Genomic DNA, 24859 nt, shown 5'->3' with positions numbered 1-24859 from the left:
TAACAACGGAATATTTAATGAAAATTTGGAAATCCATCTTATTCACCACCCTACTATCTTGTGGTGTTGTAGCTGCACCTGTTGAGCTAGATAAGGTTGCCGTAATTGTAAACGATGGTGTGATACTACAAAGTGACATCAACACCGCGATGAAAACACTTCAAGCCAATGCCAGACAGAGCGGGCAAAGCTTACCTTCTGCAAGTGTACTGAAGGAACAAGTCGTTGAAAAACTCATCATGGATACATTGCAAGAGCAAGAAGCAGAACGTATTGGTGTCCGCATTGACGACAACCGCCTAAACCAAGCCATTGCGGAAATTGCGCGTAACAACAACCAAACGATTGAGCAGCTAACGACTTCAATCCAGCAAGACGGCTTAAGCTACGCGGAGTTCCGAGAGCAAATTCGTAAAGAAATTGCTGCATCCGAAGCTCGTAACGCGCTAGTCCGTCGCAGAATTAATATCCTTCCAGCAGAGGTAGATGGTCTTGCTGAGCAACTTGCACAAGAAACCAACGCGACGGTTCAATACAAAATTGGCCATATCCAGCTACGATTCTCCGATGACAAGCAAAAGTCAGAAGTTGAAGCGCAAGCAAAAGAACTGGTCAAAGAGTTGAACAAGGGTGCCGACTTTGCAGAAATGGCATACGCGTATTCTAAAGGCCCTAAAGCGTTGCAAGGTGGTGATTGGGGTTGGATGCGTAAAGAAGAAATGCCAACCATCTTTGCTGACCAAATCAAAATGCAAAATAAGGGCAGCATCATCGGTCCATTCCGCAGCGGCATTGGTTTCCACATCCTAAAAATTGAGGATGTAAAAGGTCTTGAGACTGTTGCAGTCACCGAAGTAAATGCTCGCCACATTCTTATTAAACCAACGGTTATTCTCAGTGACGATGGTGCGAAAAAACAGCTAAACGAGTTCATTCGTCGTATTAAAGCTGGTGAAGCAACGTTTGCTCAACTGGCAACACAATACAGCCAAGATCCTGGTTCAGCAGCACAAGATGGTGAGCTGGGCTACCAAACTCCGGATCTTTATGTGCCAGAGTTCAAACATCAAGTTGAGACATTACCAGTCGGCTCAATCAGTGAACCGTTCAAAACAGTACATGGCTGGCATATTGTTGAAGTGCTAGACCGCCGTCAAGTAGACCGCACTGACTCAGCGATGAAGAACAAAGCTTACCGTATTCTATTTAATCGCAAGTTTAATGAAGAAGTAGGCGCATGGATGCAAGAGCTTCGAGCGAGTGCATTCGTTGAAATCGTGGATGACAATGATGAAAACTAACTCGATTCGTAGAATCGTCGTCACCGCAGGTGAGCCTGCGGGGATTGGCCCTGATTTGGTGCTGGCCCTATCTAAGGAAGACTGGGCACACCAAATTGTCGTTTGTGCAGACAAAAATGTATTGGCAAAAAGAGCCAATCAGCTCGGCATAGACGTTCAACTGTTTGATTACAATCCAGAAGAAGCACCCAAAGCGCAACAAGCTGGCACTTTAATTGTAGACCACATCGAAATCGCAGAGACTGCGGTAGCCGGTCAACTTAATGAAGCCAACGGCCACTACGTGTTAAAAACGTTAGAAAGAGCCGCTTTGGGCTGTATGAATGATGAATTTGATGCTATTGTCACCGGCCCTGTACATAAGGGGGTGATTAATCGCTCAGGCGTTGCGTTCAGCGGTCATACAGAATTCTTCGCCGAGAAGTCCAACACACCGTTGGTCGTGATGATGCTGGCAACTGAAGGTCTGAGAGTGGCACTTGTTACTACACATATTCCTTTGGCTTATGTTTCAAAAGCCGTCACGGAAGAGCGATTAGAGAAAATCATCGATATTCTTCATAAAGATCTTGTAGAAAAATTTGCCATCTCTCAACCAAACATCTATGTTTGCGGGTTAAATCCACATGCGGGAGAAGATGGCTGTTTGGGTCGCGAAGAGATCGAAACCATCACTCCGACATTGGAAAAGATTCAAAAAGAAAAAGGAATCAATCTGATCGGCCCTTTGCCGGCAGACACCATTTTCAATGAAAAGTATTTAAACGATGCTGATGCTGTTTTAGGCATGTACCACGATCAAGTGTTGCCTGTATTAAAATACAAAGGCTTTGGTCGTTCAGTAAACATTACGCTTGGTCTACCATTTATTAGAACGTCGGTGGATCACGGTACTGCATTAGAACTGGCAGGGACAGGTCAAGCGGATACAGGGAGCTTCCGAACAGCGCTCACGCATGCGATAGAATTGGTAGAGAAGAAACAATGAGAAATGATGTCCATTTAGGACACAAAGCGCGTAAACGTTTTGGTCAAAACTTCCTGAACGACCCATACATTATTGATGGCATCGTATCAGCAATTAACCCAAGACCAGGTCAGAACCTTGTTGAGATCGGCCCAGGTCTTGGTGCAATTACTGAACCTGTCGGCCGTGAAGTCGATAAGTTCACCGTAATCGAGTTAGACCGCGATCTAGCAGAGCGTCTACGCAACCATCCAGAATTGGCTGACAAGCTGACCATTCACGAAGGCGATGCGATGCGCTTCGACTTCACTCAATTAGTGAAGCCAAACAACAAGCTACGTATCTTCGGTAACTTGCCATACAACATCTCTACACCATTGATGTTCCACCTATTTGAATTTCATAAAGACATTCAAGACATGCACTTTATGCTTCAAAAAGAAGTGGTAAACCGTTTGGCAGCAGGCCCTGGTAGCAAGGCTTACGGCCGTCTAACGGTAATGGCTCAATACTACTGTAAAGTTGTGCCCGTACTAGAAGTACCGCCGACTGCATTTGTTCCGCCACCGAAGGTAGATTCAGCAGTGGTTCGCTTGGTTCCTTACGAAGTCCTTCCTCATCCAGCAAAAGATTTGCGTTTGTTGGAGCGTGTATGTCGCGAAGGCTTCAACCAACGCCGTAAGACAGTACGTAACTGCTACAAATCACTGTTGAGCACAGAAGTATTGGAAGAGTTGGGCGTAAACCCAAGCATGCGCCCAGAGAACCTGACGCTACAGCAGTTTGTTGCCATGGCAAACTGGCTTGCGGATAACCCGCAGCACCAATAACTCAAACGATGAGCCAAACCCTTTGCGGTTTGGCTTATTATTATTGAGATAGTCGTTTACGAGGAGTGCACATGGACGTCATTCAACCTTGCATCAAGATTCAAGTTCATACCAAATACATTGAAGAACAGTCCAACCCTGAACTACAACGCTACGTTTTTGCTTACGTCATTACGATAAAAAACCTCAGCCAACAAACCGTACAATTAATCAGCCGCCGCTGGTTGATTACCGATTCCAATGGTAAGCAAATGACCGTAGAAGGCGAAGGTGTTGTCGGTCAGCAACCTTTTATTCCCGGTAGCGACGAATACACCTACAGCAGTGGCACCGCACTTGAAACGCCCGTTGGTGTAATGCAAGGGCATTACATACTTCTGGACGAAAAAGGGCAGGAATTTATCACCGAAATTGATCCATTCCGCTTGGCTGTTCCCAATGTTTTAAATTAATCAGGAGAGTCAGTGGCTACCTATATTGTTGGTGATATTCAAGGCTGTTTCGATGAGTTGTTACAACTGTTAGAGCAGGTCAACTTCTCAGCCAACCACGATCAACTGTGGTTAGCAGGCGACCTTGTCGCTCGCGGACCTAAATCTTTAGAAACACTACGCTTTGTTAAATCTCTCGGAGATAACGCAAAAGTCGTACTGGGTAATCATGACTTGCACCTAATGGCCGTCTCTCAAGGGCTAAAAAAAGTCAAAGATAAGGATAAAACCGCGCCTATCTTCTCAGCGCCAGACAAAGATGAACTGCTAACTTGGCTATCACAACAACCACTATTGGCAGAACACGATGACTTTGTCATGTGTCATGCGGGCATCTCTCCACAATGGGACTTGGTGACCGCTAGAAGCTGCGCTCGTGAAGTGGAAGCAATGATTCAAAGTGCGCAATTGCCTTGGCTGCTAGAAAATATGTACAGCAACCAACCTGACCTATGGGATGAATCCCTATCAGGGCTCGACCGTTACCGCTACACCATCAACGCCTTTACTCGTATGCGTTTTTGCTTTCCAGATGGCCGCTTGGATATGGATTGTAAACTGCCACCACAAGAAGTGTCAGAAGATGAACTTGTGCCATGGTTTAAACTGCCACAACGAGTCCCTCTAGAAAAAGCAATTCTATTTGGGCACTGGGCAGCCCTTCAAGGTCATATCGATGAAAGCATTATCGGACTTGATACGGGCTGCGTTTGGGGTGGCTCACTAACCATGATTCGTTGGGAAGACAAGCAAGTCTTCACTCAACAAGCTCTCAGTTAACGGCTCTGATTGCCGGACTAGAAAACAAAAAGCACCGCATTTGCGGTGCTTTTCTAATTCTATCCGATTACTTTTCTAGGACAGTAAAACGCATGTTGTAAGCGTTTTTCTCATCCGCTTGGTACGCTTCAGAGTATGTTTCTTTGAACTCACTTCCCCAATCTGGGAACTGAGTATCTCCATCAATTTCGGCTTCAATATGAGTGACATACAGCTTGTTAGCCATTGGTAAACAAGCAGAATAAATCGCCCCGCCACCAATGATCATCACTTCGTCTACCTCGCCAACAACGTCAAGCGCATTCTCAATCGACGTAACAGTCGTTACCCCTTCGATTGTAAGCGATGCATCACGGCTGATGACAATGTTCAAACGACCAGGTAATGGACGCCCAATCGATTCATAAGTTTTGCGTCCCATCACTACTGGTTTACCCATGGTGCAACGCTTAAACCATGCAAAATCGGCAGGAAGATGCCAAGGCATTTGGTTATCTTTACCGATAATACGATTGTCTGCCATCGCGGCAATCATGCTGATGATCATATTGGGTCCTTAAACTATTGGTCGACGGCGATAGAATAGCAGCCCCGGAACTGCCAAGCCAACCGCTAAGCCTGCAATAATAAACATCGCTTTAAGAAAGTTTTCCATGCACGTCGCAATAAGTTCAGGTGAGTAACCCAAGTGGTTTATCTCTACCATGGCAATCATCGCTTTATAAGCAAATACCCCAGGAACCATAGGGATTAAGGCTGCAACAGTGAATACTTTAGGATGAGCAAGAAAACGATGCGACCAATGAACACCAATCATGCCAACCAGAGTAGCGGCAAAAAAAGTAGCCCACTCAATCGGTAAGCCAAAATGCATCATCAAATATCGACTGCCATGGCCAATAGCACCACCCACTGCACAATAGACTAAAGCTCTCTGTGGCACATTGAACACCATAGCAAAGCCGACAGCTGGAATCGCTGCAAAAAACATGTCATTTAAAAGACCTAAAGCCAGTTCAAACACACTCATTAGCTCATCCACCCCCAAATGCCAGTCACCTCCATTGCCGCCACAATACCAAGGCAGGTTGCTAAAGTAAGCAAGCTCGCCATAGTGAATCGCGCGATCCCCATGTTGATGTGGCCTTTCAACATATCAGCAACCGAGTTAATGAGTGGGAAACCCGGAACTAGCATCAGTACTGATGACGCCATAGCGACCGTGGGCAGATTTCCGATATCCAAGATAACCGCTTGAGCAGAAACAAGAGTGGTAACAAAAGCCGTTGCAGCAAAGTTAAGTAATGGGTTGAAGTGACGATGACCTATCTCTTGACGTACAGTCATACCAACTGCTGAGGCTATAAACGTCATAGCGAACACCCCCCAATCCCCTCCGGCAAGGCGACTAAAGGCAGCGCACGATAGGCCAATCATAAATACCACCAACCATCTGTTATAACGTTCAGGGCTAATATGATTGAGCTTTTTTTGCGCCATATTGAAATCCAGCAGTCCACGCTCCATTAGGATACAGATACGCTGAATTTGGGTTATCACACGCATATTGATGCCGCGATCAGCACAGCTCCGCGCAGTGGTGATGCAGTGATCTTCCATAACAGTGGTCACAACAAGTGCATTAGCAGAGAGTGCTACAGCAACTTCAGATACTCCACATGCAAGACCGATACGACGCATGATGTCACTCACCAAAGTGCTTTCTGCACCATGGGCCAATAACATCTGTCCAGACTGAGCGACTAACCTAGATATCGCTCTCTGCTTTGATGACATAGAGACTTCCTAATTCCTTTTATAAAAGCGTGTAGACGCAAACAGTGCCGCCTACTAAATATGTGATTAAGCACAATTTGATATTGTGCCGCAAATCACATCGGCTAAACATGATTTAGATACAAAAAAAGCCGCAATACACATTGCGGCTTAATGAATTAGCTAGCGATTAGTCGCGGACGTAAACAACGTGACCGTCGTCTTCTTCGTCGTCCCAGTCATCCCAATCGTCGTCGTCATCTTCAGTGATCACGTCTTTACCAGCCATTGCGTCTTTATGGTAGTCATCCCACATGAAGTTAACTTTATCTTCTTCAGCCACTTCTTCCTCTTCACGAGGTAGGTTTTCCATAAAGTCTGCTAGCTTGTAGCAAAGCTCTTTTGTACCGTTACGGTTGATCGCCGAGATCTTGAAGTACTCGTCTTCCCAACCTAGCGCATCCAAGATCTCTTGGATCTTTTCATTCGCTTCTTCTTCCGGCATCAGATCCGTTTTGTTGAAAACGAGCCAACGAGGTTTGCCTGCTAGTTTTTCACTGTACTGCTCTAGCTCATCAATGATGGTTAGGGCATTTTGAATTGGATCTGACTGATCGATAGGCATGATATCAATCATGTGCAATAACACTCGGCAACGCTCTAGGTGCTTAAGGAAGCGAATGCCTAGACCTGCACCGTCTGCTGCACCTTCGATAAGACCTGGAATATCAGCAACCACAAAGCTCTTCTCAGGAACCACACTCACAACACCCAAGCTTGGGATTAGCGTAGTAAATGGGTAATCTGCTACTTTTGGTTTTGCTGCGGATACTGCGCGGATAAAGGTTGATTTACCTGCGTTAGGCAGACCTAGCATACCAACGTCAGCCAATAGCAATAGCTCTAGACGGATTTCACGGATTTCACCTTTAGTACCCAACGTTCTCTGACGAGGAGCGCGGTTTACTGAAGATTTGAAACGCGTGTTACCAAGACCGTGCCAGCCGCCTTTAGCGACCATCACTTTCTTACCGTGTTCTGCTACTTCTGCAACGATTTCGTTAGTGTGGATATCAACTGCGCGAGTACCAACTGGCACGCGAAGCGTGATGTCTTTACCACGTTTACCAGTACAGTTACCGCCGCGACCGTTTTCACCGCGTTCTGCTTCGTAAAAGCGTTGGAAACGGTAATCGATCAGGGTATTTAGGTTTTCATCGGCTTGGATGTATACATCACCACCATCACCACCGTCGCCACCATCTGGGCCACCTTTGGTGATGAATTTTTCACGCCAGAAACTTACAACGCCGCTACCGCCGTCACCAGCCTGAACTTTTACTACCGCTTCATCTACGAACTTCATCTTTTACTCCGACTACTTCGTGCGTGGATTAAATCTGACTTGTCATCAAACAATTTTAGCAGATGACAGATCTAAGCTCCCAGATACCCAGCGCTCAGGGCTAAAACGAGAAACTTCGATATGTCGACTGCTACAAATAAAAAACCCCGCCGAATCGGCAGGGCTTTTGAATTCAGCTGTAAAGCTTTAATAATTAACCTAAAAGGTAAAATTACTCAGCTTCGATGCTTACAAACTTGCGGTTCTTAGGACCTTTAACCTCGAACTTCACCTTACCTTCAGTAAGAGCGAATAGAGTGTGGTCTTTACCGATACCTACGTTGTTACCAGCGTGGAACTTAGTACCACGTTGACGAACGATGATGTTACCTGCAAGAACAGATTCACCACCGAAACGCTTAACACCTAGACGTTTGCTTTCTGAATCGCGGCCGTTACGAGTAGAACCACCAGCTTTTTTGTGTGCCATTGTTAAACTCTCCTAATAGATTAAGCGTTGATACCAGTGATCTTCACTTCAGTGAACCACTGACGGTGACCCTGTTGCTTACGAGAGTGCTTACGACGACGGAACTTAACGATTTTAACTTTATCGCCACGACCGTGTTGTACAACTTCAGCAACAACTTTGCCGCCCTCTACAAGAGGAGCACCAACTTTGATGTCTTCGCCGTTAGCAACAAGAAGAACTTTATCAAATTCTACAGTTGCACCAGTTTCAACGTCTAATTTCTCTAAACGAAGAGTTTGACCTTCGCTTACACGGTGTTGTTTACCACCAGATTGGAAAACAGCGTACATATTTTACTCCGCTTTTTCCGCACAGCCTTTTCATGAGGGTGTGCGCTAAACTAATCATCAATAGGGCGCAGATTCTACAGAAGAGATGCTCCTATGACAAGCCATATTTTGAAAAAATTGGCGAAAAGCTAATCGCCAAAGAAAAGTGCGGCAATCATGCCCTTTAGTAATGTATTAATCAACGTTTTTTAGTGTATTATTCGACAATTATATAAATCGAATAAGCCTTGCAGGGTCTAACTTCAGCCGGATATACGATGGATTTTAAAACTATCCAAGCGCTTACTGCCGATGACATGGCAAAAGTGAATGAAACAATTCAAGCCCAACTAAGTTCTGATGTCTCTTTAATCAACCAACTCGGTTTCTATATCGTGAGTGGTGGGGGCAAACGCCTGAGACCACTTCTGGCAATATTGTCAGCACGTGCTCTTGGTTACCAAGGTAACGGTCATACTATGGCTGCGGCGTTTATCGAGTTCATCCATACAGCAACTTTGTTGCACGATGATGTAGTTGATGAATCTGACATGCGTCGTGGTAAAGCGACAGCGAACGCTGCGTTTGGTAACGCGGCGAGCGTGTTAGTTGGGGACTTTATTTATACTCGCTCATTCCAAATGATGACTGAGCTAGGATCAATGAAGATCCTTAAGCTAATGAGTGATGCTGTTAATGTGATCGCAGAAGGTGAGGTTCAGCAGTTGATGAACTGTAATGATCCTGACACGACTGAAGAAAGCTACATGCAGGTCATCTACTCGAAAACAGCACGTCTGTTTGAATCAGCAACACAAATTGGTGCGATTCTTAATGATGCTCCAGAAGAAGTAGAAGTGGCGTTACAAAACTACGGCAAATACCTTGGCACCGCATTCCAACTCATCGATGACGTGATGGACTATACGTCAGACGGTGAGGATATGGGCAAGAATGTTGGTGACGATTTAGCTGAAGGCAAACCAACACTACCTCTATTGCATGCGATGCGTAACAGTACACCAGATAATGCGCAGATGATCCGTGAAGCAATTGAAAAAGCGAACGGTATGGACAGGTTAGAAGAAATTCTTGCCGTCATGCAAGCTGCAGGCTCTCTCGAATACACCACGCAAAGAGCGCTGGATGAAGCAGATAAAGCCATTGCTGAGCTCGCAATCCTGCCAGAGTCTGAATATAAGCAAGCACTCATCACACTAGCCCATATGGCTGTAAAACGTACTAGCTAATAAAGTAGACCCAAAAGTAAAAAGGAAGAGCCATGCTCTTCCTTTTTGTTATCTATTGTTTTTAAACGTTGAGCATCATTCTAGTAATACTGGTCACTACTACCATGGAGTTGAGGGTTATCTTCTATTTCATCGAAGCTAACCGCTAATTGCTCTTCAGAGCCTTGCTTAGCCAACAGTACCGTTTCCGCTTCTTGGTCAACCACCAAAATGGTCCCTACTCCCTGCTGACACTCTACAACCATACCTTTACGGATTCGACTTGCTTCCATCATCTTCTCCTTCACAACGCTACTTGGTTCTGACTCTGATACGTAAGCCAACAAAAAAAGGATCAAAAAAGCCGATCTTAAGATCGGCTTTGTCATTATATGATGCTCTTTATATAGAGAGAGGCTTACTTAGCAAACTCAACACCAATGTTGATATCACCATTTAGCGTTTCTAGCATGCCATCAAGTGCTGACTTTTCGTAGTCACTTAGAGCACCGTAGCTTAGCACTTCTTCGACACCATCTTTACCTAGCTTCACAGGTTGTGCAAAGTAAGGAGCGTGCTCACTACCACCTTCTACGTATGCACACTCAACCACACCTTCTTCACCTTGAAGTGCACGTACTAGTGCTAGACCAAAGCGACACGCTGCTTGACCCATAGATAGAGTCGCACTACCGCCACCCGCTTTCGCTTCTACAACTTCTGTACCTGCGTTCTGGATACGCTTCGTTAGCGCTTCCACTTCTTCAGCAGTAAACTCAACACCTTCAACTTGAGAAAGTAGAGGAAGAATGGTTACGCCAGAGTGGCCACCAATAACAGGCACACGAATGTCACCCGGATCTTTGTCTTTTAGTTCAGCGACGAATGTTTCTGAACGGATAACATCTAGCGTTGTAACACCAAATAGTTTGCGCTTGTCGTAAACGCCTGCTTTTTTCAACACTTCAGCTGCGATTGGCACTGTGGTATTCACTGGGTTAGTGATGATACCTACACATGCTGTCGGGCATACTACCGCGATCTTCTCTGCTAGCGACTTAACGATGCCAGCATTTACGTTAAATAGATCTGCGCGATCCATACCAGGTTTACGAGCAACACCAGCTGAGATAAGTACTACGTCCGCACCTTCAAGTGCAGGTGTTGGGTCCTCACCAGCGTAACCTTTGATAGAAACCGGAGTTGGGATGTGGCTAAGATCGGCTGCCACACCAGGAGTTACTGGAGCAATATCGTATAGGGCTAAGTCAGAACCTGCAGGAAGGCGGTTCTTAAGTAGAAGGGCCAGAGCTTGACCGATGCCACCAGCGGCACCAATAACGGCTACTTTCATGTAGTTCTCCTTGAGAGTATTTCTCTTATAAACGTATTCGTAGGGTATTTTGTAACCAGCTAAAATAAAGCTATCGGAATCACAACTTGATTACAATCAATTAACGTCATCTTTGCGACCTCGCGCAACTCACTGTTATCGTGCTACAAATGAGGCCTCGATTATTCTGTTATTCGACTGAAATGACAAGAAATTCAATGTCATTTTTCACCTAGTTTTTGGAACAATACGAAACACTATTCTCTTTGGGGTTTACAGTGATGGAATTAACATATTAGTTGGAGCTTTTGGCTTTAGATGAATATCTATGCGAAAATATGCACATTGCTGATACTTAGATGAAGAGAATCAAAAAACACTATGCGCAATTCAGAAAAACAAGACAATTTAGTTCGCGCTTTTAAAGCACTATTAAAAGAAGAAAGCTTTGGCTCACAAGGTGAGATTGTTGATGCACTAAAACAGCAAGGTTTCGAAAGTATTAACCAATCTAAAGTCTCTCGCATGCTAACCAAGTTTGGTGCGGTTCGTACACGTAATGCGAAAATGGAGATGGTTTACTGCCTTCCTGCTGAGCTAGGCGTCCCAACAGTAAGTAGCTCTCTGCGTGAATTGGTGTTAGACATCGACCACAACGCAGCTTTAGTTGTTATCCATACTGGTCCAGGCGCAGCTCAACTTATCGCTCGTCTACTTGACTCACTTGGTAAGTCCGAGGGCATCTTAGGTGTGGTTGCTGGTGATGACACCATTTTTATCACACCAACAATGGCAGTAACGACGGAACAGTTGTTCAACTCCGTATGTGAGTTATTCGAGTACGCTGGTTAATGCTAACTACTTATGGGCTATGAAAATAGTTGAGTTTTTGTAGCCCATAATTTATGTAAAATGTTTGCTAATTAGGCTAATTTTCATCCACAAAAAACGTGACGCACATCACGCTATTAATTATTTTCACCAACCCCACCAGAAAACACTTAAGTAGCTGTAATAAAAGAACTATTACTCTCTATTTTCTTTTACTCCCATGACTACCCATTAGATTTTTTCGCTATAAGTTTTAACAATCGGATAATTTTCTGCCAAATTTTTGTTATTATTCGCTCGCTTTTTCAAACATTAGGATTGAAAAAGATGCCGTTTCCAGACAGGAAACTTCAGAAGTAGCTTATGGTTACTTTTGGGTAGATAAAAAATAAAGGAAGGGAAATTCATGGCATTTACCAAACTTATTAAAGTAGGCGCTATCGCTGCAGCTGTAATGGGCGCAGGCGCTGTTAACGCTCAAGAATTCATCACAATCGGCACAGGTTCTGTAACTGGTGTTTACTACCCTACCGGTGGTGCAATTTGTAAATTGGTAAACAAGGGTCGTAAAGACCACAACGTTCGTTGTTCTGTAGAGTCTACTGGCGGTTCTATTTACAACGTGAACACAATTCGTGCCGGTGAGCTGGATTTTGGTATCGTGCAATCGGATTGGCAGTACCACGGCTACAACGGTACAAGCAAGTTTGCAGATCAAGGCCCATACAAGAAGCTACGCGCGATGTTCTCTCTTCACACAGAACCTTTTAACATCATTGCACGCGCAGACTCTGGTATTGAAAGTGTCCAAGACCTGAAAGGTAAACGTGTAAACATCGGTAACCCTGGTTCTGGTGACCGCGCGACAATGGGCGTAGTAATGGATGCTATGGGCTGGACAAACGACAGCTTCAAACTGGCATCTGAGCTAAAAGGCTCTGAGCGTTCACAAGCGCTATGTGACAACAAGATCGATGCGTTTATCTACATGGTTGGTCACCCGAACGGTTCAATCAAAGAAGCAACAACATCTTGTGATGCTAAGCTAGTATCTGCAACGGGTCCACAGATCGAAAAGATCGTAGCAGACAACCCATACTACGCATACAGTACAGTTCCAGCTGGCATGTACCGCGGTACAGACAAAGACGTAAATAGCTTCGGTGTTGCGGCAACGATGGTAACAACAACAGATGTATCAGATGATGTTGCATACAACGTAGCAAAAGCTGTGTTCGAAAACTTCGACACATTCAAACGTCTACACCCAGCATTCGCAAACCTGAAAAAAGAAGACATGGTGAAAGCTGGTCTTTCTATCCCTCTTCACCCAGGTGCAGAAAAATACTACAAAGAAATTGGTTTGATTAAATAACCAATTCGCCATAAATCAAGCAGAGAGGGATGGCTCTCTGCTTGAAAGCAGGTGGTAGTTCTAATCGCCTGTTCAATTCAATTATCCGGTTCTATTTCCTAGAATCGCGTTCAATTACTCAAGAAAAATTAAAGCTGGCTTTATTTAATCCAGAGCTTTGCCGTTCTACTGGAAACAGCCAGACACCAATAAGAAGCAAGTTTTGCCCTATTCACTACACTGAAAGAGGCGAAATAAGGTTCTCGAAAAGTAAATCTAAGACAGGACCATCAATAATAAGGGAAAAGTACATGTCGACGAACAACACTCCGTCACAAGATGTGCAAGAAATGGTGGCTCAAGCCGATACTGGAGCGCGCAGCCCATCTGGGCTACAAGGCCGAATCTTATGGTTCGTTCCGCTGTGCTGGTCACTATTTCAATTATGGTATGCATCTCCACTACCATTTATTTTTAATTTTGGCGTACTGAATGACACTGAAGCCCGTGCGATCCACCTTACATTTGCTACTTTTTTAGCATTTACTGCTTATCCTGCAATGAAGAATTCTCCGCGAGATCATATCCCATTAATCGACTGGGTATTGGCGTTAGCGGGCAGTTTTTCAGCAGCTTATATCTTTATTTTCTATACCGAACTGGCTGGCCGTTCAGGCGCTCCAACCACCATGGATATCGTGGTTGCCGTTACAGGTATGGTTTTACTACTTGAAGCAACACGACGCGCATTAGGTCCACCACTGATGGTCGTGGCTGCCGTGTTCCTGACTTATACCTTCGCGGGCCCATACATGCCCGACGTAATTGCCCACAAAGGTGCGAGCTTAAACAAAGCGATGTCGCACCTATGGCTAACAACAGAAGGTGTATTTGGCGTTGCGCTTGGTGTATCAACATCTTTCGTGTTCTTATTTGTACTTTTCGGTGCCATGCTAGAACGTGCTGGTGCGGGCGCTTACTTCATCAAGGTTGCTTTCTCACTGCTTGGTCACATGAAAGGCGGTCCTGCGAAAGCGGCGGTTGTAGCATCCGGTCTATCCGGTCTCGTTTCAGGTTCATCCATCGCTAACGTGGTAACCACAGGTACATTCACCATCCCGCTAATGAAGCGTGTTGGCTTTCCTGGTACCAAAGCGGGCGCAGTAGAAGTAGCTGCTTCAACCAATGGCCAGCTGACGCCGCCTATCATGGGCGCTGCAGCCTTCCTAATGGTTGAATATGTTGGTATCTCTTACGTTGAAGTAATCAAAGCAGCCCTACTTCCTGCACTTATTTCCTACATTGCTCTGATTTACATCGTTCACCTTGAAGCATGTAAAGCAGGCATGACCGGCCTCCCTCGTCGCCACAACCCAACCATGCTACAAAGCCTATTATCATTTACCGGCACTATCCTTGGCTTGTGCGTCATCAGCGCCTTGGTTTACTACGGTGTGGGTTGGACTAAAGACGTCTTCGGCGATGCAGCAACACCTATCGTTACTGTAGCTTTACTGATTGCTTATGTCAGTCTTGTGAAGATTTCAGCGAATCACGTTAAAGATGGCGCGATTGAAATTGATGCTGAGCTAACCGAAGTACCAGATCCGGGCCCAACGATTAAATCTGGTCTGCACTACCTATTGCCTATCGTCGTATTGGTTTGGTGTTTGACGGTTGAGCGTTTTTCGCCAGGCCTATCAGCATTCTGGGCCACGGTATTTATGATCTTCATCTTGCTGACACAGCGTCCGTTGATTGCAGTGTTGTCCAAAGAGGGTGATCTTGTCGAACAAACGAAAGACGGTTTTGTCGATCTAGCTGAAAGCTTAGTCTCTGGCGCGCGCAATATGATTGGTATCGGTGTTGCGACCGCAGCTGCGGGTACCGTTGTTGGTGTAGTAACACTAACTGGTATTGGCCTTGTAATGACGGACTTTGTTGAGTTCATCTCCGGCGGTAGCATCATACTGATGTTGCTATTTACTGCAGTGATCAGCTTGATCTTGGGTATGGGTCTACCAACCACAGCAAACTACATCGTGGTATCAACACTGATGGCGCCAGTTATCGTCACTTTAGGTGCAGCACACGGCTTGATCATCCCACTGATTGCGGTGCACTTATTCGTGTTCTACTTCGGTATTCTTGCCGATGATACGCCGCCAGTAGGTTTGGCAGCCTTCGCCGCAGCAGCTATTGCAAAATCAGACCCAATTCGTACTGGTATTCAAGGCTTTACCTACGATATTCGAACCGCAATTCTGCCATTCATGTTCGTTTTCAACACGCAACTGTTATTAATGGGGATCGATACATGGTGGCATTTGGCGTTAACCGTGATCTCTTCGATCATTGCGATGTTGATCTTCTCAGCAGCAACACAAGGTTGGTGGTTCACACGTAACAAGTGGTGGGAAACCGTTCTCCTATTAGTGCTCACTTTCTCTTTCTTTAGACCAGGTTTCTGGTGGGACATGCTTTATCCCGCGAAAGTTCTTTCCCCTGGCGTTGAGATAGCTCAAATAACAGAAGGGCTAAATGTAGGAGAATCCATAGAGTTACGTGTCGCTGGTGAAAACCTTGAAGGTGACTACGTTGAAAAAACGGTACGTCTTCCGTTCGAAGATAAAGCAGCAACCGCTGAAGAACGTATTTCTTCAATGGGCCTAATGCTGACCGAGAACGACGGAAAAATGATCGTAGACATGGTTGAGTTTGGCAGCCCGGCAGAGTCAGCCGGAGTCGACTTCGACTGGGAGATCAAATGGATTGTTCAAGACGCAGATCGTCCAATGAAAGAATGGGTATTTGTGCCTTGCTTAATGATCTTGCTGGTACTTGCCCTGAACCAAAAACGTCGTGCTCGTAAGGAACAGCTGAGCGCATAACCGATTTGGCCCCGAGGATAAGGGGCCTCAATGAGAGACATTGAATGTACAAACAAATTCTTGTTCCGGTTGATCTAAATGACCAAGGCTTTTCTGACCGCGCTGTTGAATTAGCGGTATGGCAGGCAAAGCAAGCCAATGCTGAAGTTCACTTGTTAACTGTTTTGCCTGGTATTCATATGTCGATGGTCGCAACTTACTTCCCGAAAGATGCGGCGGCGAAAATGAAGCAAGACGTAAAGCAGCAACTCAAAGCCTTTGCAGACCAACATATTGATGACGAAGTGATCTACAAAGTCCACGTTGCAGAAGGCAAGGCGTATGCAACCATCCTTGATTACGCAGAACGTTTAGGTGCTGACCTAATCATTATGCCAAGCCATAAACGCTCAAAGATCAACAAAGTGATGCTGGGCTCTGTGGCAAGTAAAGTGGTAGAGAACTCACCAATCAATGTAATGGTAGTGAAACCGCAAGGTTAACGCGCTCATTCAAACTCATAAAATGAAAAAAGGTTGATGCTTGCATCAACCTTTTATTTTTACAATGTAGAAAACTTACCCCGCCGCTTTGACAAAGGCTTTCAATGCTTCACTGCTATGTTGAGCGTTAAGCTCACCAATCGCACCAGCAGCTTCAACCTGACCACCAGCTACAAATGCAAAATGACTAGCAATCGCTCTGGCATCACTTAGATGGTGCGTCACCATCAAAACGGTAATACCACGCTCAGCAGCAAGCTGTTTAACCAGTGTCAGCATTTCTTCACGCAGCACTGGATCTAGTGCAGAAAAAGGTTCATCGAGTAACCACATTGGATGCGGCTGAACAAAACAACGCGCAAGTGCCACACGCTGACGCTGACCACCAGAAAGATGTTCTGGTAAACGGTCCAGATACTCAACAACCCCGACTTGCTTCGCCGCTTGCTCAACAAGCAGTTTTTGGTCTGCCGTGAGCTTTAAACCCGGATGTAAGCCCAAACCAATATTGTCCCTTACTGGCAGGTGAGCAAACAGGTTATGCTCTTGGAACAGCATTGAAAACGGACGCTGATAAGGCTCTTTACGCACGATAGACTCACCATCAACCAAAATATCGCCTTGGTCTGGATTGATGAAACCAGCCACTAACGCCAATAGGGTAGATTTGCCCGCCCCACTCGGCCCCATTAGCGAAACAATTTGCCCACGCTGAATGGCTAAGTCAAAACGAAACAGTTCACGTTGATAGGTGTACTGCACATCATCCAACACTAACATTGCGCTCTCTCCTTCGTTTTCAACACTTTCTCAATCACCGCAAAACAGCCGACACTGAGTAACAACAAGGTAACCGATACCACTGCAGCGGCATCCATTTGATAACTGCCCAGCAGTTGGAATAGATACAGCGGTAAGGTTCTAAACTCTTGCCCACCGAACAAAGCAATCGCACTTAAGTCGCCAATTGCAAACATAAAGCTGATAGCAAAAGCATGTGCAAATGGCTTGCGCAGTGCTTGCCACTCCACGACTTTAAAACGTTGCCAACCACGCATACCCAAACTGGCGCACACGTACTGGTACTGCTGTTCAATATGTAACATGGGTTGAGACAAGGTTTTAATCACATATGGCAATGCCATTAAGCCATTGACCAAAATAACCACAAAAAACGCCAAGCTGAAAACATCGGTAAACGATCGCAGTAACAGGAACAATCCGGTACTGATCACCAATCCCGGCGTTACTAAGATAATGGTTCCGATAAGCTCAATTTGATCGGCGCGAGTGTTTTTACACTGCAATCGCCAACGTCGGCTGGTCAGTAAAATCGATACGCCTGCTGCAACGGCAAGAGAGCTCGCCAGTGCCGCAACTTTGAGTGAATTAAGCAGTGCAGACCAAAAACGCTCATCGGTCAATACCGACCAAACTTGTTGGTTTATACCACTGAACACCACCATCACAAGTGGCGGAATTACTAGTAAAAAGGCACCTATGATCCAAAAGCTATCCCAAGCTTTTGCCCCCCCATGATCCTTCGTTAAATATTGCTGTACCGATGTGCTACCAGCGCTTACTGAGACTGGCTTCGTCAACTTCTGCACGCCAATCGCTAACAAGCCACATAGTAGCATTTGCCACAGTGCCAAAAGCGCCCCAGCCTGCAGATCAAAATCGAACTTAATCGCCTGATAAATGGCGAGTTCAATGGTGGTCGACTTCGGTCCTCCACCCAGCGCCATCACGGTGGCAAAACTGGTAAAGCAAAGCATAAACACCAAGCCGCTTACGTGTGGTAATTGCTGCCTTAGGCGTGGCCATTCCACCCAACGAAACTTGTCCCAATGACTCATTCCAAGGTGTGCACACAGTTTATGTTGCTCTGCGGGGATCGACTCTAATGCCTGCAAAAGGAGTCGCGCCGCATAAGGCATGTTGAAGAACACATGCGCAAGTAAAATACCGTTCAGGCCATAGATGGAAAACGGCAGCTCCGAATCGATGCTTTTCAGCCATTGTGCTAATAAGCCACTGTTACCGTAAATCGCCAATAAGCCAAATACACCAACTAACACCGGCAGAACTAAGGTAGACGCAAACAACTTTAGTAGTAGAGACTTCCCAAAGAACTCACGTCGAGAAAGTGCGTGAGCAGCAGGAATAGCAAAGCCAACACTCAATAGTGTAGAAAGGAAAGCTTGGTAGAAGCTGAACTTGGTGACGTGTTGATAGTATGGGTCTCCCCACACCATAGACACATCAAGTGAAGGCGCTTGGACAATCAAAGCGCCGAGGGCAGAAATAACAAAGGTCGCGATAATCATCGCGACCCCTAACCCTATTTTCGGAACAGAATTCAAAAGTAGAACCTATGTTAGAACGTCAATGCGCTTTGCCACTCGCGAATCCAAGTCTTGCGCATTTTCGCTACTTCGTCTGCACTAAAGCTCAGTGGTTTGCTAGGTACGCTCAGAGTTTCAAAACCTTTTGGCAACTCAACGTCAGTCACTGGGTACATCCAGTTACCAGTTGGCATCGCAGATTGGAAATCATCACTCAAAATAAAGTTCATGAACTCATCTGCTAGCTCAGCATTCTTTGAGCCTTTAACCTTAGCCGCCACTTCCACTTGCATGTAGTGCCCTTCGGCAAAATTTGCGCTTGCGTATTTCGCGTCATCTTCTGCAATCAAATGGTACGCGGGAGAGGTCGTGTAAGACAGCACGAGATCAGACTCACCGTTCAAAAACATCGAGTAAGCTTCTGACCAACCTTTAGTAACTGTAACTGTTTTCGTTGCCAGTTGCTTCCACGCTTGAGCCGCATCATCGCCGTAGATGGACTTCATCCACAACATCAAGCCTTGACCCGGCGTCGAAGTACGAGGGTCTTGGTAAATCACTTTCAGATCATCACGCTCTTCCACCAGCTCTTTCATGCTTTTTGGAGGATTCGCCAACTTCTCCTTGTTGTATACAAACGCAAAGTAGCCGTAGTCATATGGTACGAAGGTCTTGTCTTTCCAACCACTAGGCAAAGTCGTTTTCGATGTATCGACATTATGTTCAGCCAGTAGCCCGGTCTTTTTCGCTTCCGCCATCAGGTTGTTATCCAAACCTAACACGATATCCGCTTTACTATTGTTTCCCTCTAAACGAAGGCGGTTAAGAATAGAAACACCGTCGTCCAGCGCAACGAAGTTAACATCGCACCCGCATTTGGCTTCGAACGCTTTTTCGACTTTAGGACCAGGTCCCCAATCAGCAGCGAAAGAGTCGTACGTGTAGACAGTTAGAGGGTTTTCAGCGGCAAACGCTGAAGTAGAAGTGATGGCTGCAAGGGCAATCAGACTAAGAGTGGTTTTCACTGCTCGCTCTCCATTTGCATTAGTAAAAATGAGTTGAGCGGCACAGGGTTGAGACGGTATTTAGGACTTCCAATATCCAGACTCAATTCCTACGCCAGCATTATCTGGTTCAGGTAATACGGGTCCCTGTTTGCTCAACAACGTTAAGCGATTAGGTCTCAGCGCCCAATAGTATTGATAAGATCAATGCCAAGTGGGTTTGCTCCCCGATGAGTTGGATGGATTGTAAAGGTCTTTTATTGATTACACAATCAACGTTGGTCATAACCCCAACGTGGCACTAAACCTTGCTCAATGCCAAGGTGATCAAGAATTCTCGCCACCATGAAATCAACCAAGTCTTCGATAGTTTTAGGTTGATGATAGAAGCCCGGCGCTGCAGGCATAATGGTGACACCCATTTGCGAAAGCTTGTGCATGTTTTCAAGATGCAACGTCGAGAATGGCGTTTCACGCACTACAAGCAGCAACTGTCCGCGCTCTTTCATTACCACATCAGCAGCACGCTCAATCAAGTTATCCGACATGCCGTGTGCAATGGCCGCGACACTCCCTGCAGAACATGGACACACCACCATTTGCTTAGGTGCCGCAGAGCCCGAAGCCACAGGCGAGAACCAATCATCTTTGCCACAAACGGTGATGTTATCTGGATTGCAATTAAGGTGTTCAACCAGCGCCTTTTGCGCCGCTTCAGGGCCACTTGGCAGTTTCAGGTCATGTTCGGTCGCCATTACCACGCGGGCAGCCGAAGAGATCAACACGTAGACGTGGTAATCCGCTGCCACTAAACATTCAAGAAGACGAAGTCCATATGGGGCACCAGAGGCACCCGTTAGTGCTAATGTGATGGCTTTTTTAGGGGTTACTTTTTGCTGCATAAATGTCATTAAGCTTTTTGTTTCAGTTGTTCTAGAAGCTTGCCGTGGATACCACCAAAGCCACCATTACTCATCACGAGAATTTGGTCGCCCGGTTGCGCTCGTTCGACGATTTTTGCGACAAAAGTTTCCATCTCTGCATCAACAAACGCAGGCTGTTTACACTGGTCTGCAATCTCTTGTACCGACCAATCAATGCTATCTGGTTGGAAGAGGAACACTTCATCGGCACTGTGTAGAGAAGCCGCTAAAGTATTCTTGTGCACTCCACGTTTCATGGTCGCAGAACGAGGTTCTAAAACGGCAAGGATACGTTTTTCACCAACCTTGTTACGTAAACCGCCCAATGTCAGTTCAATCGCCGTTGGATGATGAGCAAAATCATCATAAACCGTCACGCCTTGCTCTTCGCCTTTTAGCTCCAAGCGACGTTTGGTATTAATAAAGCGACCAAGAGCCTGACAAGCCAGTTCTGGTGCAACACCAACATGACGCGCAGCAGCGATAGCCATCAAAGCGTTATCCACGTTGTGATCACCAACAAGGTCCCAATCCACAATGCCCACTTTCTCACCTTGCAGTGACACTTCAAATTTTGAGCCATCAACAACCAGTTTGTGTGCTTGCCAATCACCATCGACCCCTGAGAACTGCTTTTCTGTCCAACAACCGCGCTCGATCACGTCTTGTAGCGACTGATCTTGCTTTGGTGCAAGGATCAAACCGTTGCCTGGAACAGTGCGCACCAAGTGGTGGAATTGACGCTTGATCGCTTCTAGATCATCGAAGATGTCCGCATGATCGAACTCAAGGTTATTCATGATCAACGTGCGTGGATGGTAATGAACAAACTTAGATCGTTTATCGAAAAAAGCACTGTCGTATTCGTCCGCTTCGACGACGAAGAACATGCTTTCACCCAAACGAGCGGATACACCGAAGTTACCCAGCACACCACCAACAAGGAATCCCGGTTGGTAGCCACAATCTTCTAGGATCCAAGCCAACATACTTGAAGTGGTGGTTTTACCATGGGTACCCGATACCGCCAGAACCCAGCGATCGTGTAATAGAAACTCTTGTAACCACTGTGGGCCAGAGGTGTAACGCATATTGGTATTCAGCACATGCTCAACACATGGGTTACCACGGCTCATCGCGTTACCAATCACCACGAGGTCAGGTTGTGGGTCAAGTTGAGAAGGGTCAAAGCCTTCAATAATTTCAATACCTTGAGACTCCAACAGGGTACTCATTGGTGGATAAACGTTGGCATCCGAACCCGTCACTTTATGACCTAGCTGACGCGCTAAAATTGCCGCACCGCCCATAAACGTGCCGCAGATACCCAAGATATGAATGTGCATAAACTTAACCTTGTAATGCGTTCTTTAATCCTTTCATTATCGTGATAACCACCAGAAAAGCGAGAGCCTTTCGCTGTGTTCTTGCAGTCTCTTTCACAAATCTGACAGGGCTTAGGGCTGACTGACCAAGCATTAACCAAGAGATTCGCTTCTTATGCAATAAGACAAATAATTTGCGATCTCAGTCGGTTACTTCATTACCATTAATAAGATCTACGTCATAAACTTACATCTAACGCAATCGTTTAACATCCATAAAGAGATGACCCCATTGCGTGACACCCCCAACGAAATGAAAAATGTAAGGATAAACCATGTCAGGACTGCGCACCCTAGGCGAATTCATTGTTGAGAAACAAGCGGATTTCCCCCACGCTAGCGGTGATCTTTCATCTCTATTAGCTTCTATTCGTTTAGCTGCAAAAATCGTAAACCGCGAAATCAATGCGGCAGGTCTTGGTGATATCACTGGCGCTGTAGGTACAGAGAACGTACAAGGCGAAGATCAGCAAAAACTTGATGTATACGCGAACGACAAGTTCAAAGCAGCACTCGAAGCACGCGACCAAGTGTGTGGCGTTGCCAGTGAAGAAGAAGATGAAGCGGTTGCGTTCAATAAAGAACTTAACCAAAACGCAAAGTACGTTGTACTAATGGACCCACTCGATGGCTCATCAAACATCGATGTGAACGTATCAGTCGGTACGATTTTCTCTATTTACCGTCGAGTTTCTCCTATTGGTACCCCACCAACAGAAGAAGACTTCCTACAGCCTGGTCACAAACAAGTGGCGGCGGGCTACGTGATTTACGGCTCATCTACTATGTTGGTTTACACCACGGGTAATGGCGTAAACGGCTTCACTTACGACCCATCGATTGGCAGCTTCTGTCTATCTCATGAAAACATGATGATCCCAGAAGACGGCAAGATCTACTCGATCAACGAAGGTAACTACATCCGCTTCCCGCAGGGCGTGAAGAAGTACATCAAGTACTGTCAGGAGAATGTGCCTGAAGATGGTCGCCCATACACATCTCGCTACATCGGCTCATTGGTTGCAGACTTCCATCGTAACCTGCTGAAAGGCGGCATCTACTTGTACCCAAGCACGCAAAGCCACCCTCAAGGCAAACTGCGTCTGTTGTACGAATGCAACCCAATGGCATTCTTGATTGAGCAAGCTGGCGGTTTGGCGTCTGACGGTGTAAACCGCATTATGGATTTGAAACCTACTGAACTGCACCAGCGCGTGCCTTTCTTTGTGGGTTCAAAGAACATGGTCAACAAAGTCGAAGAGTTTCTTGAGCTGAATCGCGAAGAAGACTAATTTCAGACCTTTGTCCAACGCGGCGGGTGTTTACCTGCCGCGTTTTTGTCGTTAAAGTGAACTGCGTAAATATTAGCCAGATTAAGCCTCTAAACGCTTAATCCTCAATGAAAAGGAATATTCAAATGAGCTTAAACAACGTACCAGCAGGTAAATCACTGCCTGACGATATCTATGTCGTTATCGAAATCCCTGCTAACGCGGATCCAATCAAATACGAAGTAGATAAAGACACTGGTGCTGTATTTGTCGACCGTTTCATGTCTGCGCCAATGTTCTACCCATGTAACTATGGTTATGTGAACGATACTCTTTCTCTAGACGGTGACCCAGTGGACGTACTGGTCCCGACCCCTTACCCATTAATGCCAGGTTCTGTGATTCGCTGCCGTCCAGTCGGTGTACTGAAAATGACAGATGAATCAGGTGAAGATGCGAAAGTCTTCGCTGTCCCGCACTCTAAAATCTCAAAAGAGTACGAAGGCATTCAAGATGTTGAAGATATTCCAGAGCTACTCAAAGCTCAAATCACACAGTTTTTTGAACGTTACAAAGAGCTTGAAGCAGGCAAGTGGGTGAAAGTCGACGGTTGGGCTGATGTAGAAGCTGCGAAAGCTGAGATTTTAGAATCTTATGAACGCGCTCAAGGCCAAAAATAGCCTCTAATAAAGAGACAAAGAGCCGCGCTAATTAACTGCGGCTCTTTGTTCTAAGCTGTACTAGGGGCGATTAAATCAGTAACGTTTACTACCCTTGAGGGTTCTGCCCAACTCATATTCTCGACGAAACCTATCGTCAATCTCATCGCAAATACCTCGGTAATAACGCCTGCTTTCACCTAATGAGAAAGCGTCTTGAGCACAATAGTTAGCACGACCTGTTTCATAGCCGTTGCTATACGCCATGTAAAGCTCATCATCTTTGTTAAGCTCTTGCATAGACAGCTTAGTATCACCCGCTTCCGCGCGCTGCATACCGTATTGATTCCATTGCATGCTGTCAGTACCGCTTGGCGGTGTGCTATTAGAACAACCAACAAGCAGCAGTAGTATGATTGGAGATAGATATTTCATCGCAGACCTCCCAAGTCTTTGTTGTATATATCGTCAATGCATACGTTGCTGGTTCAAGTATAGTTCACACTCGCTGGCACCAATCTCCTGAAGCAATCTCTTCGGAAAGTTGTTCTGTATCTTGATAAAGATAGATCCAAGCTTGGCCAAACGGTGTTGCAATGCTCTCTCGTCGGTACTCCACTGGCACATCTTCAAGCAGGTCTAAAGCTTCTAACGTTTGTTCATCAATAAGGTAGACCTCTCCAAACACCCTCTTTTCACCGCGAGACAATGCCGGATAAGGCCCTAGATCGAACAGCGCAAACTGGGCATCAGTCTCATGATGCCCCAAAAACTGTGCTGACTTCAGGTAGTGATGGTTTGACTCTCCTTGACGAAGAGTGCCATAGACAAATACGAGATGCTGCATAACTGCTCCTT

Annotated in this window: 27 protein-coding genes and 1 riboswitch; of the genes, 12 read left to right on the top strand and 15 right to left on the bottom strand. The window is 45.8% G+C overall.

Going from position 1 to position 24859, the window contains the following annotated elements; translation table 11 throughout:
- Positions 1-17 precede the first annotated feature (17 nt).
- The 5 genes from surA to apaH all read left to right on the top strand — a co-directional run bounded on the left by surA (position 18) and on the right by apaH (position 4369).
- Positions 18-1301: a peptidylprolyl isomerase SurA gene (gene surA, locus KIV41_RS01405; RefSeq protein ID WP_088881367.1), complete on the top strand. Its 1284-nt coding sequence runs from the start codon at positions 18-20 to the stop codon at positions 1299-1301.
- The gene (gene pdxA, locus KIV41_RS01400; protein WP_252042095.1) at positions 1291-2289 is read left to right on the top strand and encodes a 4-hydroxythreonine-4-phosphate dehydrogenase PdxA; all 999 of its coding nucleotides are present in this window, start codon (positions 1291-1293) and stop codon (positions 2287-2289) included. Before surA ends, pdxA begins: the two co-directional genes overlap by 11 nt.
- Complete coding sequence (gene rsmA, locus KIV41_RS01395) at positions 2286-3098, top strand: 16S rRNA (adenine(1518)-N(6)/adenine(1519)-N(6))-dimethyltransferase RsmA (protein ID WP_010445616.1); 813 nt, start codon at positions 2286-2288, stop codon at positions 3096-3098. Before pdxA ends, rsmA begins: the two co-directional genes overlap by 4 nt.
- A gap of 71 nt (positions 3099-3169) precedes the next feature.
- On the top strand, positions 3170-3550 hold the full coding sequence (apaG, locus tag KIV41_RS01390) for a Co2+/Mg2+ efflux protein ApaG (protein WP_010445614.1): 381 nt from the start codon (positions 3170-3172) through the stop codon (positions 3548-3550).
- Positions 3551-3562: 12 nt separating this feature from the next.
- A complete protein-coding gene (gene apaH, locus KIV41_RS01385; protein ID WP_252041541.1) occupies positions 3563-4369 on the top strand; it encodes a bis(5'-nucleosyl)-tetraphosphatase (symmetrical) ApaH in 807 nt (268 codons plus the stop codon).
- A 67-nt stretch (positions 4370-4436) separates the two neighbouring features.
- Here the strand turns inward: apaH and folA are convergent, their stop codons facing one another.
- The 6 genes from folA to rplU all read right to left on the bottom strand — a co-directional run bounded on the left by folA (position 4437) and on the right by rplU (position 8312).
- The gene (folA, locus tag KIV41_RS01380; protein ID WP_138941763.1) at positions 4437-4916 is read right to left on the bottom strand and encodes a type 3 dihydrofolate reductase; all 480 of its coding nucleotides are present in this window, start codon (positions 4914-4916) and stop codon (positions 4437-4439) included.
- A 9-nt stretch (positions 4917-4925) separates the two neighbouring features.
- Complete coding sequence (locus tag KIV41_RS01375) at positions 4926-5399, bottom strand: threonine/serine exporter family protein (protein ID WP_029560911.1); 474 nt, start codon at positions 5397-5399, stop codon at positions 4926-4928.
- Complete coding sequence (locus tag KIV41_RS01370) at positions 5399-6166, bottom strand: threonine/serine exporter ThrE family protein (RefSeq protein WP_252041540.1); 768 nt, start codon at positions 6164-6166, stop codon at positions 5399-5401. The genes KIV41_RS01375 and KIV41_RS01370 overlap by 1 nt, the downstream gene beginning before the upstream one ends.
- Positions 6167-6335: 169 nt before the next feature.
- The gene (gene cgtA / locus KIV41_RS01365) at positions 6336-7511 is read right to left on the bottom strand and encodes an Obg family GTPase CgtA (protein ID WP_010445604.1); all 1176 of its coding nucleotides are present in this window, start codon (positions 7509-7511) and stop codon (positions 6336-6338) included.
- 211 nt (positions 7512-7722) lie between these two features.
- Positions 7723-7980, bottom strand: coding sequence for a 50S ribosomal protein L27 (rpmA, locus tag KIV41_RS01360; RefSeq protein WP_005383095.1), 258 nt, complete (start codon positions 7978-7980; stop codon positions 7723-7725).
- 20 nt (positions 7981-8000) lie between these two features.
- Positions 8001-8312, bottom strand: a complete 312-nt coding sequence (gene rplU / locus KIV41_RS01355) for a 50S ribosomal protein L21 (protein ID WP_000271393.1) — start codon at positions 8310-8312, stop codon at positions 8001-8003.
- A gap of 257 nt (positions 8313-8569) precedes the next feature.
- Between rplU and ispB the strand changes: the two genes are divergently transcribed.
- Complete coding sequence (ispB, locus tag KIV41_RS01350; RefSeq protein WP_285335548.1) at positions 8570-9541, top strand: octaprenyl diphosphate synthase; 972 nt, start codon at positions 8570-8572, stop codon at positions 9539-9541.
- An 80-nt stretch (positions 9542-9621) separates the two neighbouring features.
- On the opposite strand, the gene KIV41_RS01345 is transcribed toward ispB, so the two are convergent.
- Positions 9622-9813 carry a hypothetical protein gene (locus KIV41_RS01345; RefSeq protein WP_010445455.1) on the bottom strand — a complete coding sequence of 64 codons (192 nt, stop codon included), beginning with the start codon at positions 9811-9813 and terminating at the stop codon, positions 9622-9624.
- Positions 9814-9938: 125 nt separating this feature from the next.
- Complete coding sequence (gene mdh / locus KIV41_RS01340) at positions 9939-10874, bottom strand: malate dehydrogenase (protein WP_038885336.1); 936 nt, start codon at positions 10872-10874, stop codon at positions 9939-9941.
- A 360-nt stretch (positions 10875-11234) separates the two neighbouring features.
- Between mdh and argR the strand changes: the two genes are divergently transcribed.
- From argR to KIV41_RS01320, 4 genes are all read left to right on the top strand, one after another.
- Complete coding sequence (gene argR, locus KIV41_RS01335; RefSeq protein ID WP_045386424.1) at positions 11235-11705, top strand: transcriptional regulator ArgR; 471 nt, start codon at positions 11235-11237, stop codon at positions 11703-11705.
- A 385-nt stretch (positions 11706-12090) separates the two neighbouring features.
- Positions 12091-13059 (top strand): TAXI family TRAP transporter solute-binding subunit, encoded by a 969-nt coding sequence (locus KIV41_RS01330; protein ID WP_010445448.1) that lies wholly within the window; start codon positions 12091-12093, stop codon positions 13057-13059.
- A gap of 290 nt (positions 13060-13349) precedes the next feature.
- Positions 13350-15929: a TRAP transporter permease gene (locus tag KIV41_RS01325; protein ID WP_045386422.1), complete on the top strand. Its 2580-nt coding sequence runs from the start codon at positions 13350-13352 to the stop codon at positions 15927-15929.
- 44 nt (positions 15930-15973) lie between these two features.
- Complete coding sequence (locus KIV41_RS01320) at positions 15974-16411, top strand: universal stress protein (RefSeq protein ID WP_005430588.1); 438 nt, start codon at positions 15974-15976, stop codon at positions 16409-16411.
- Between the two features lie 75 nt (positions 16412-16486).
- On the opposite strand, the gene thiQ is transcribed toward KIV41_RS01320, so the two are convergent.
- From thiQ to mpl, 5 genes are all read right to left on the bottom strand, one after another.
- The gene (gene thiQ, locus KIV41_RS01315; protein ID WP_285335547.1) at positions 16487-17191 is read right to left on the bottom strand and encodes a thiamine ABC transporter ATP-binding protein; all 705 of its coding nucleotides are present in this window, start codon (positions 17189-17191) and stop codon (positions 16487-16489) included.
- Entirely contained in the window at positions 17185-18777 is a 1593-nt protein-coding gene (gene thiP, locus KIV41_RS01310; protein WP_285335546.1) for a thiamine/thiamine pyrophosphate ABC transporter permease ThiP, read from the bottom strand. The genes thiQ and thiP overlap by 7 nt, the downstream gene beginning before the upstream one ends.
- A 14-nt stretch (positions 18778-18791) precedes the next feature.
- The gene (gene thiB, locus KIV41_RS01305) at positions 18792-19784 is read right to left on the bottom strand and encodes a thiamine ABC transporter substrate binding subunit (RefSeq protein ID WP_045386414.1); all 993 of its coding nucleotides are present in this window, start codon (positions 19782-19784) and stop codon (positions 18792-18794) included.
- A 69-nt stretch (positions 19785-19853) separates the two neighbouring features.
- Positions 19854-20003: riboswitch (TPP riboswitch) on the bottom strand.
- A 32-nt stretch (positions 20004-20035) separates the two neighbouring features.
- Positions 20036-20674 carry a flavin prenyltransferase UbiX gene (locus KIV41_RS01300; RefSeq protein ID WP_038885341.1) on the bottom strand — a complete coding sequence of 213 codons (639 nt, stop codon included), beginning with the start codon at positions 20672-20674 and terminating at the stop codon, positions 20036-20038.
- Entirely contained in the window at positions 20674-22032 is a 1359-nt protein-coding gene (mpl, locus tag KIV41_RS01295) for a UDP-N-acetylmuramate:L-alanyl-gamma-D-glutamyl-meso-diaminopimelate ligase (RefSeq protein ID WP_045386412.1), read from the bottom strand. The genes KIV41_RS01300 and mpl overlap by 1 nt, the downstream gene beginning before the upstream one ends.
- Before the next feature lie 314 nt (positions 22033-22346).
- Between mpl and fbp the strand changes: the two genes are divergently transcribed.
- Complete coding sequence (fbp, locus tag KIV41_RS01290; RefSeq protein ID WP_005430527.1) at positions 22347-23363, top strand: class 1 fructose-bisphosphatase; 1017 nt, start codon at positions 22347-22349, stop codon at positions 23361-23363.
- Between the two features lie 125 nt (positions 23364-23488).
- The gene (gene ppa, locus KIV41_RS01285) at positions 23489-24022 is read left to right on the top strand and encodes an inorganic diphosphatase (RefSeq protein ID WP_010445428.1); all 534 of its coding nucleotides are present in this window, start codon (positions 23489-23491) and stop codon (positions 24020-24022) included.
- A gap of 75 nt (positions 24023-24097) precedes the next feature.
- Here ppa and KIV41_RS01280 read toward each other — a convergent pair whose 3' ends face one another.
- A complete protein-coding gene (locus KIV41_RS01280) occupies positions 24098-24436 on the bottom strand; it encodes a DUF2799 domain-containing protein (protein WP_010445425.1) in 339 nt (112 codons plus the stop codon).
- 64 nt (positions 24437-24500) lie between these two features.
- Entirely contained in the window at positions 24501-24848 is a 348-nt protein-coding gene (locus KIV41_RS01275) for a gamma-glutamylcyclotransferase (RefSeq protein WP_010445423.1), read from the bottom strand.
- Between the last annotated feature and the right edge of the window lie 11 nt (positions 24849-24859).

It is taken from the genome of Vibrio sp. D401a (assembly GCF_030248515.1).
Classification (GTDB): domain Bacteria; phylum Pseudomonadota; class Gammaproteobacteria; order Enterobacterales; family Vibrionaceae; genus Vibrio; species Vibrio rotiferianus.
Note: the sequence above shows the minus strand (reverse complement) of the source record. Positions and strands in the feature narration are given on the sequence as shown.

Bases quoted from the DNA above. Each gene is read 5' to 3' on its own strand.
- KIV41_RS01325 (WP_045386422.1), top strand. From the start codon at position 13,350: ATGTCGACGAACAACACTCCGTCACAAGATGTGCAAGAAATGGTGGCT.
- surA (WP_088881367.1), top strand. From the start codon at position 18: ATGAAAATTTGGAAATCCATCTTATTCACCACCCTACTATCTTGTGGT.
- KIV41_RS01300 (WP_038885341.1), bottom strand. From the start codon at position 20,674: ATGACATTTATGCAGCAAAAAGTAACCCCTAAAAAAGCCATCACATTA.
- KIV41_RS01345 (WP_010445455.1), bottom strand. From the start codon at position 9,813: ATGGAAGCAAGTCGAATCCGTAAAGGTATGGTTGTAGAGTGTCAGCAG.
- ispB (WP_285335548.1), top strand. From the start codon at position 8,570: ATGGATTTTAAAACTATCCAAGCGCTTACTGCCGATGACATGGCAAAA.
- rplU (WP_000271393.1), bottom strand. From the start codon at position 8,312: ATGTACGCTGTTTTCCAATCTGGTGGTAAACAACACCGTGTAAGCGAA.
- mpl (WP_045386412.1), bottom strand. From the start codon at position 22,032: ATGCACATTCATATCTTGGGTATCTGCGGCACGTTTATGGGCGGTGCG.
- folA (WP_138941763.1), bottom strand. From the start codon at position 4,916: ATGATCATCAGCATGATTGCCGCGATGGCAGACAATCGTATTATCGGT.
- fbp (WP_005430527.1), top strand. From the start codon at position 22,347: ATGTCAGGACTGCGCACCCTAGGCGAATTCATTGTTGAGAAACAAGCG.
- KIV41_RS01275 (WP_010445423.1), bottom strand. From the start codon at position 24,848: ATGCAGCATCTCGTATTTGTCTATGGCACTCTTCGTCAAGGAGAGTCA.
- rsmA (WP_010445616.1), top strand. From the start codon at position 2,286: ATGAGAAATGATGTCCATTTAGGACACAAAGCGCGTAAACGTTTTGGT.
- KIV41_RS01330 (WP_010445448.1), top strand. From the start codon at position 12,091: ATGGCATTTACCAAACTTATTAAAGTAGGCGCTATCGCTGCAGCTGTA.
- argR (WP_045386424.1), top strand. From the start codon at position 11,235: ATGCGCAATTCAGAAAAACAAGACAATTTAGTTCGCGCTTTTAAAGCA.
- ppa (WP_010445428.1), top strand. From the start codon at position 23,489: ATGAGCTTAAACAACGTACCAGCAGGTAAATCACTGCCTGACGATATC.
- rpmA (WP_005383095.1), bottom strand. From the start codon at position 7,980: ATGGCACACAAAAAAGCTGGTGGTTCTACTCGTAACGGCCGCGATTCA.
- cgtA (WP_010445604.1), bottom strand. From the start codon at position 7,511: ATGAAGTTCGTAGATGAAGCGGTAGTAAAAGTTCAGGCTGGTGACGGC.
- apaG (WP_010445614.1), top strand. From the start codon at position 3,170: ATGGACGTCATTCAACCTTGCATCAAGATTCAAGTTCATACCAAATAC.
- KIV41_RS01375 (WP_029560911.1), bottom strand. From the start codon at position 5,399: ATGAGTGTGTTTGAACTGGCTTTAGGTCTTTTAAATGACATGTTTTTT.
- KIV41_RS01320 (WP_005430588.1), top strand. From the start codon at position 15,974: ATGTACAAACAAATTCTTGTTCCGGTTGATCTAAATGACCAAGGCTTT.
- KIV41_RS01280 (WP_010445425.1), bottom strand. From the start codon at position 24,436: ATGAAATATCTATCTCCAATCATACTACTGCTGCTTGTTGGTTGTTCT.
- KIV41_RS01370 (WP_252041540.1), bottom strand. From the start codon at position 6,166: ATGTCATCAAAGCAGAGAGCGATATCTAGGTTAGTCGCTCAGTCTGGA.
- thiQ (WP_285335547.1), bottom strand. From the start codon at position 17,191: ATGTTAGTGTTGGATGATGTGCAGTACACCTATCAACGTGAACTGTTT.
- mdh (WP_038885336.1), bottom strand. From the start codon at position 10,874: ATGAAAGTAGCCGTTATTGGTGCCGCTGGTGGCATCGGTCAAGCTCTG.
- pdxA (WP_252042095.1), top strand. From the start codon at position 1,291: ATGAAAACTAACTCGATTCGTAGAATCGTCGTCACCGCAGGTGAGCCT.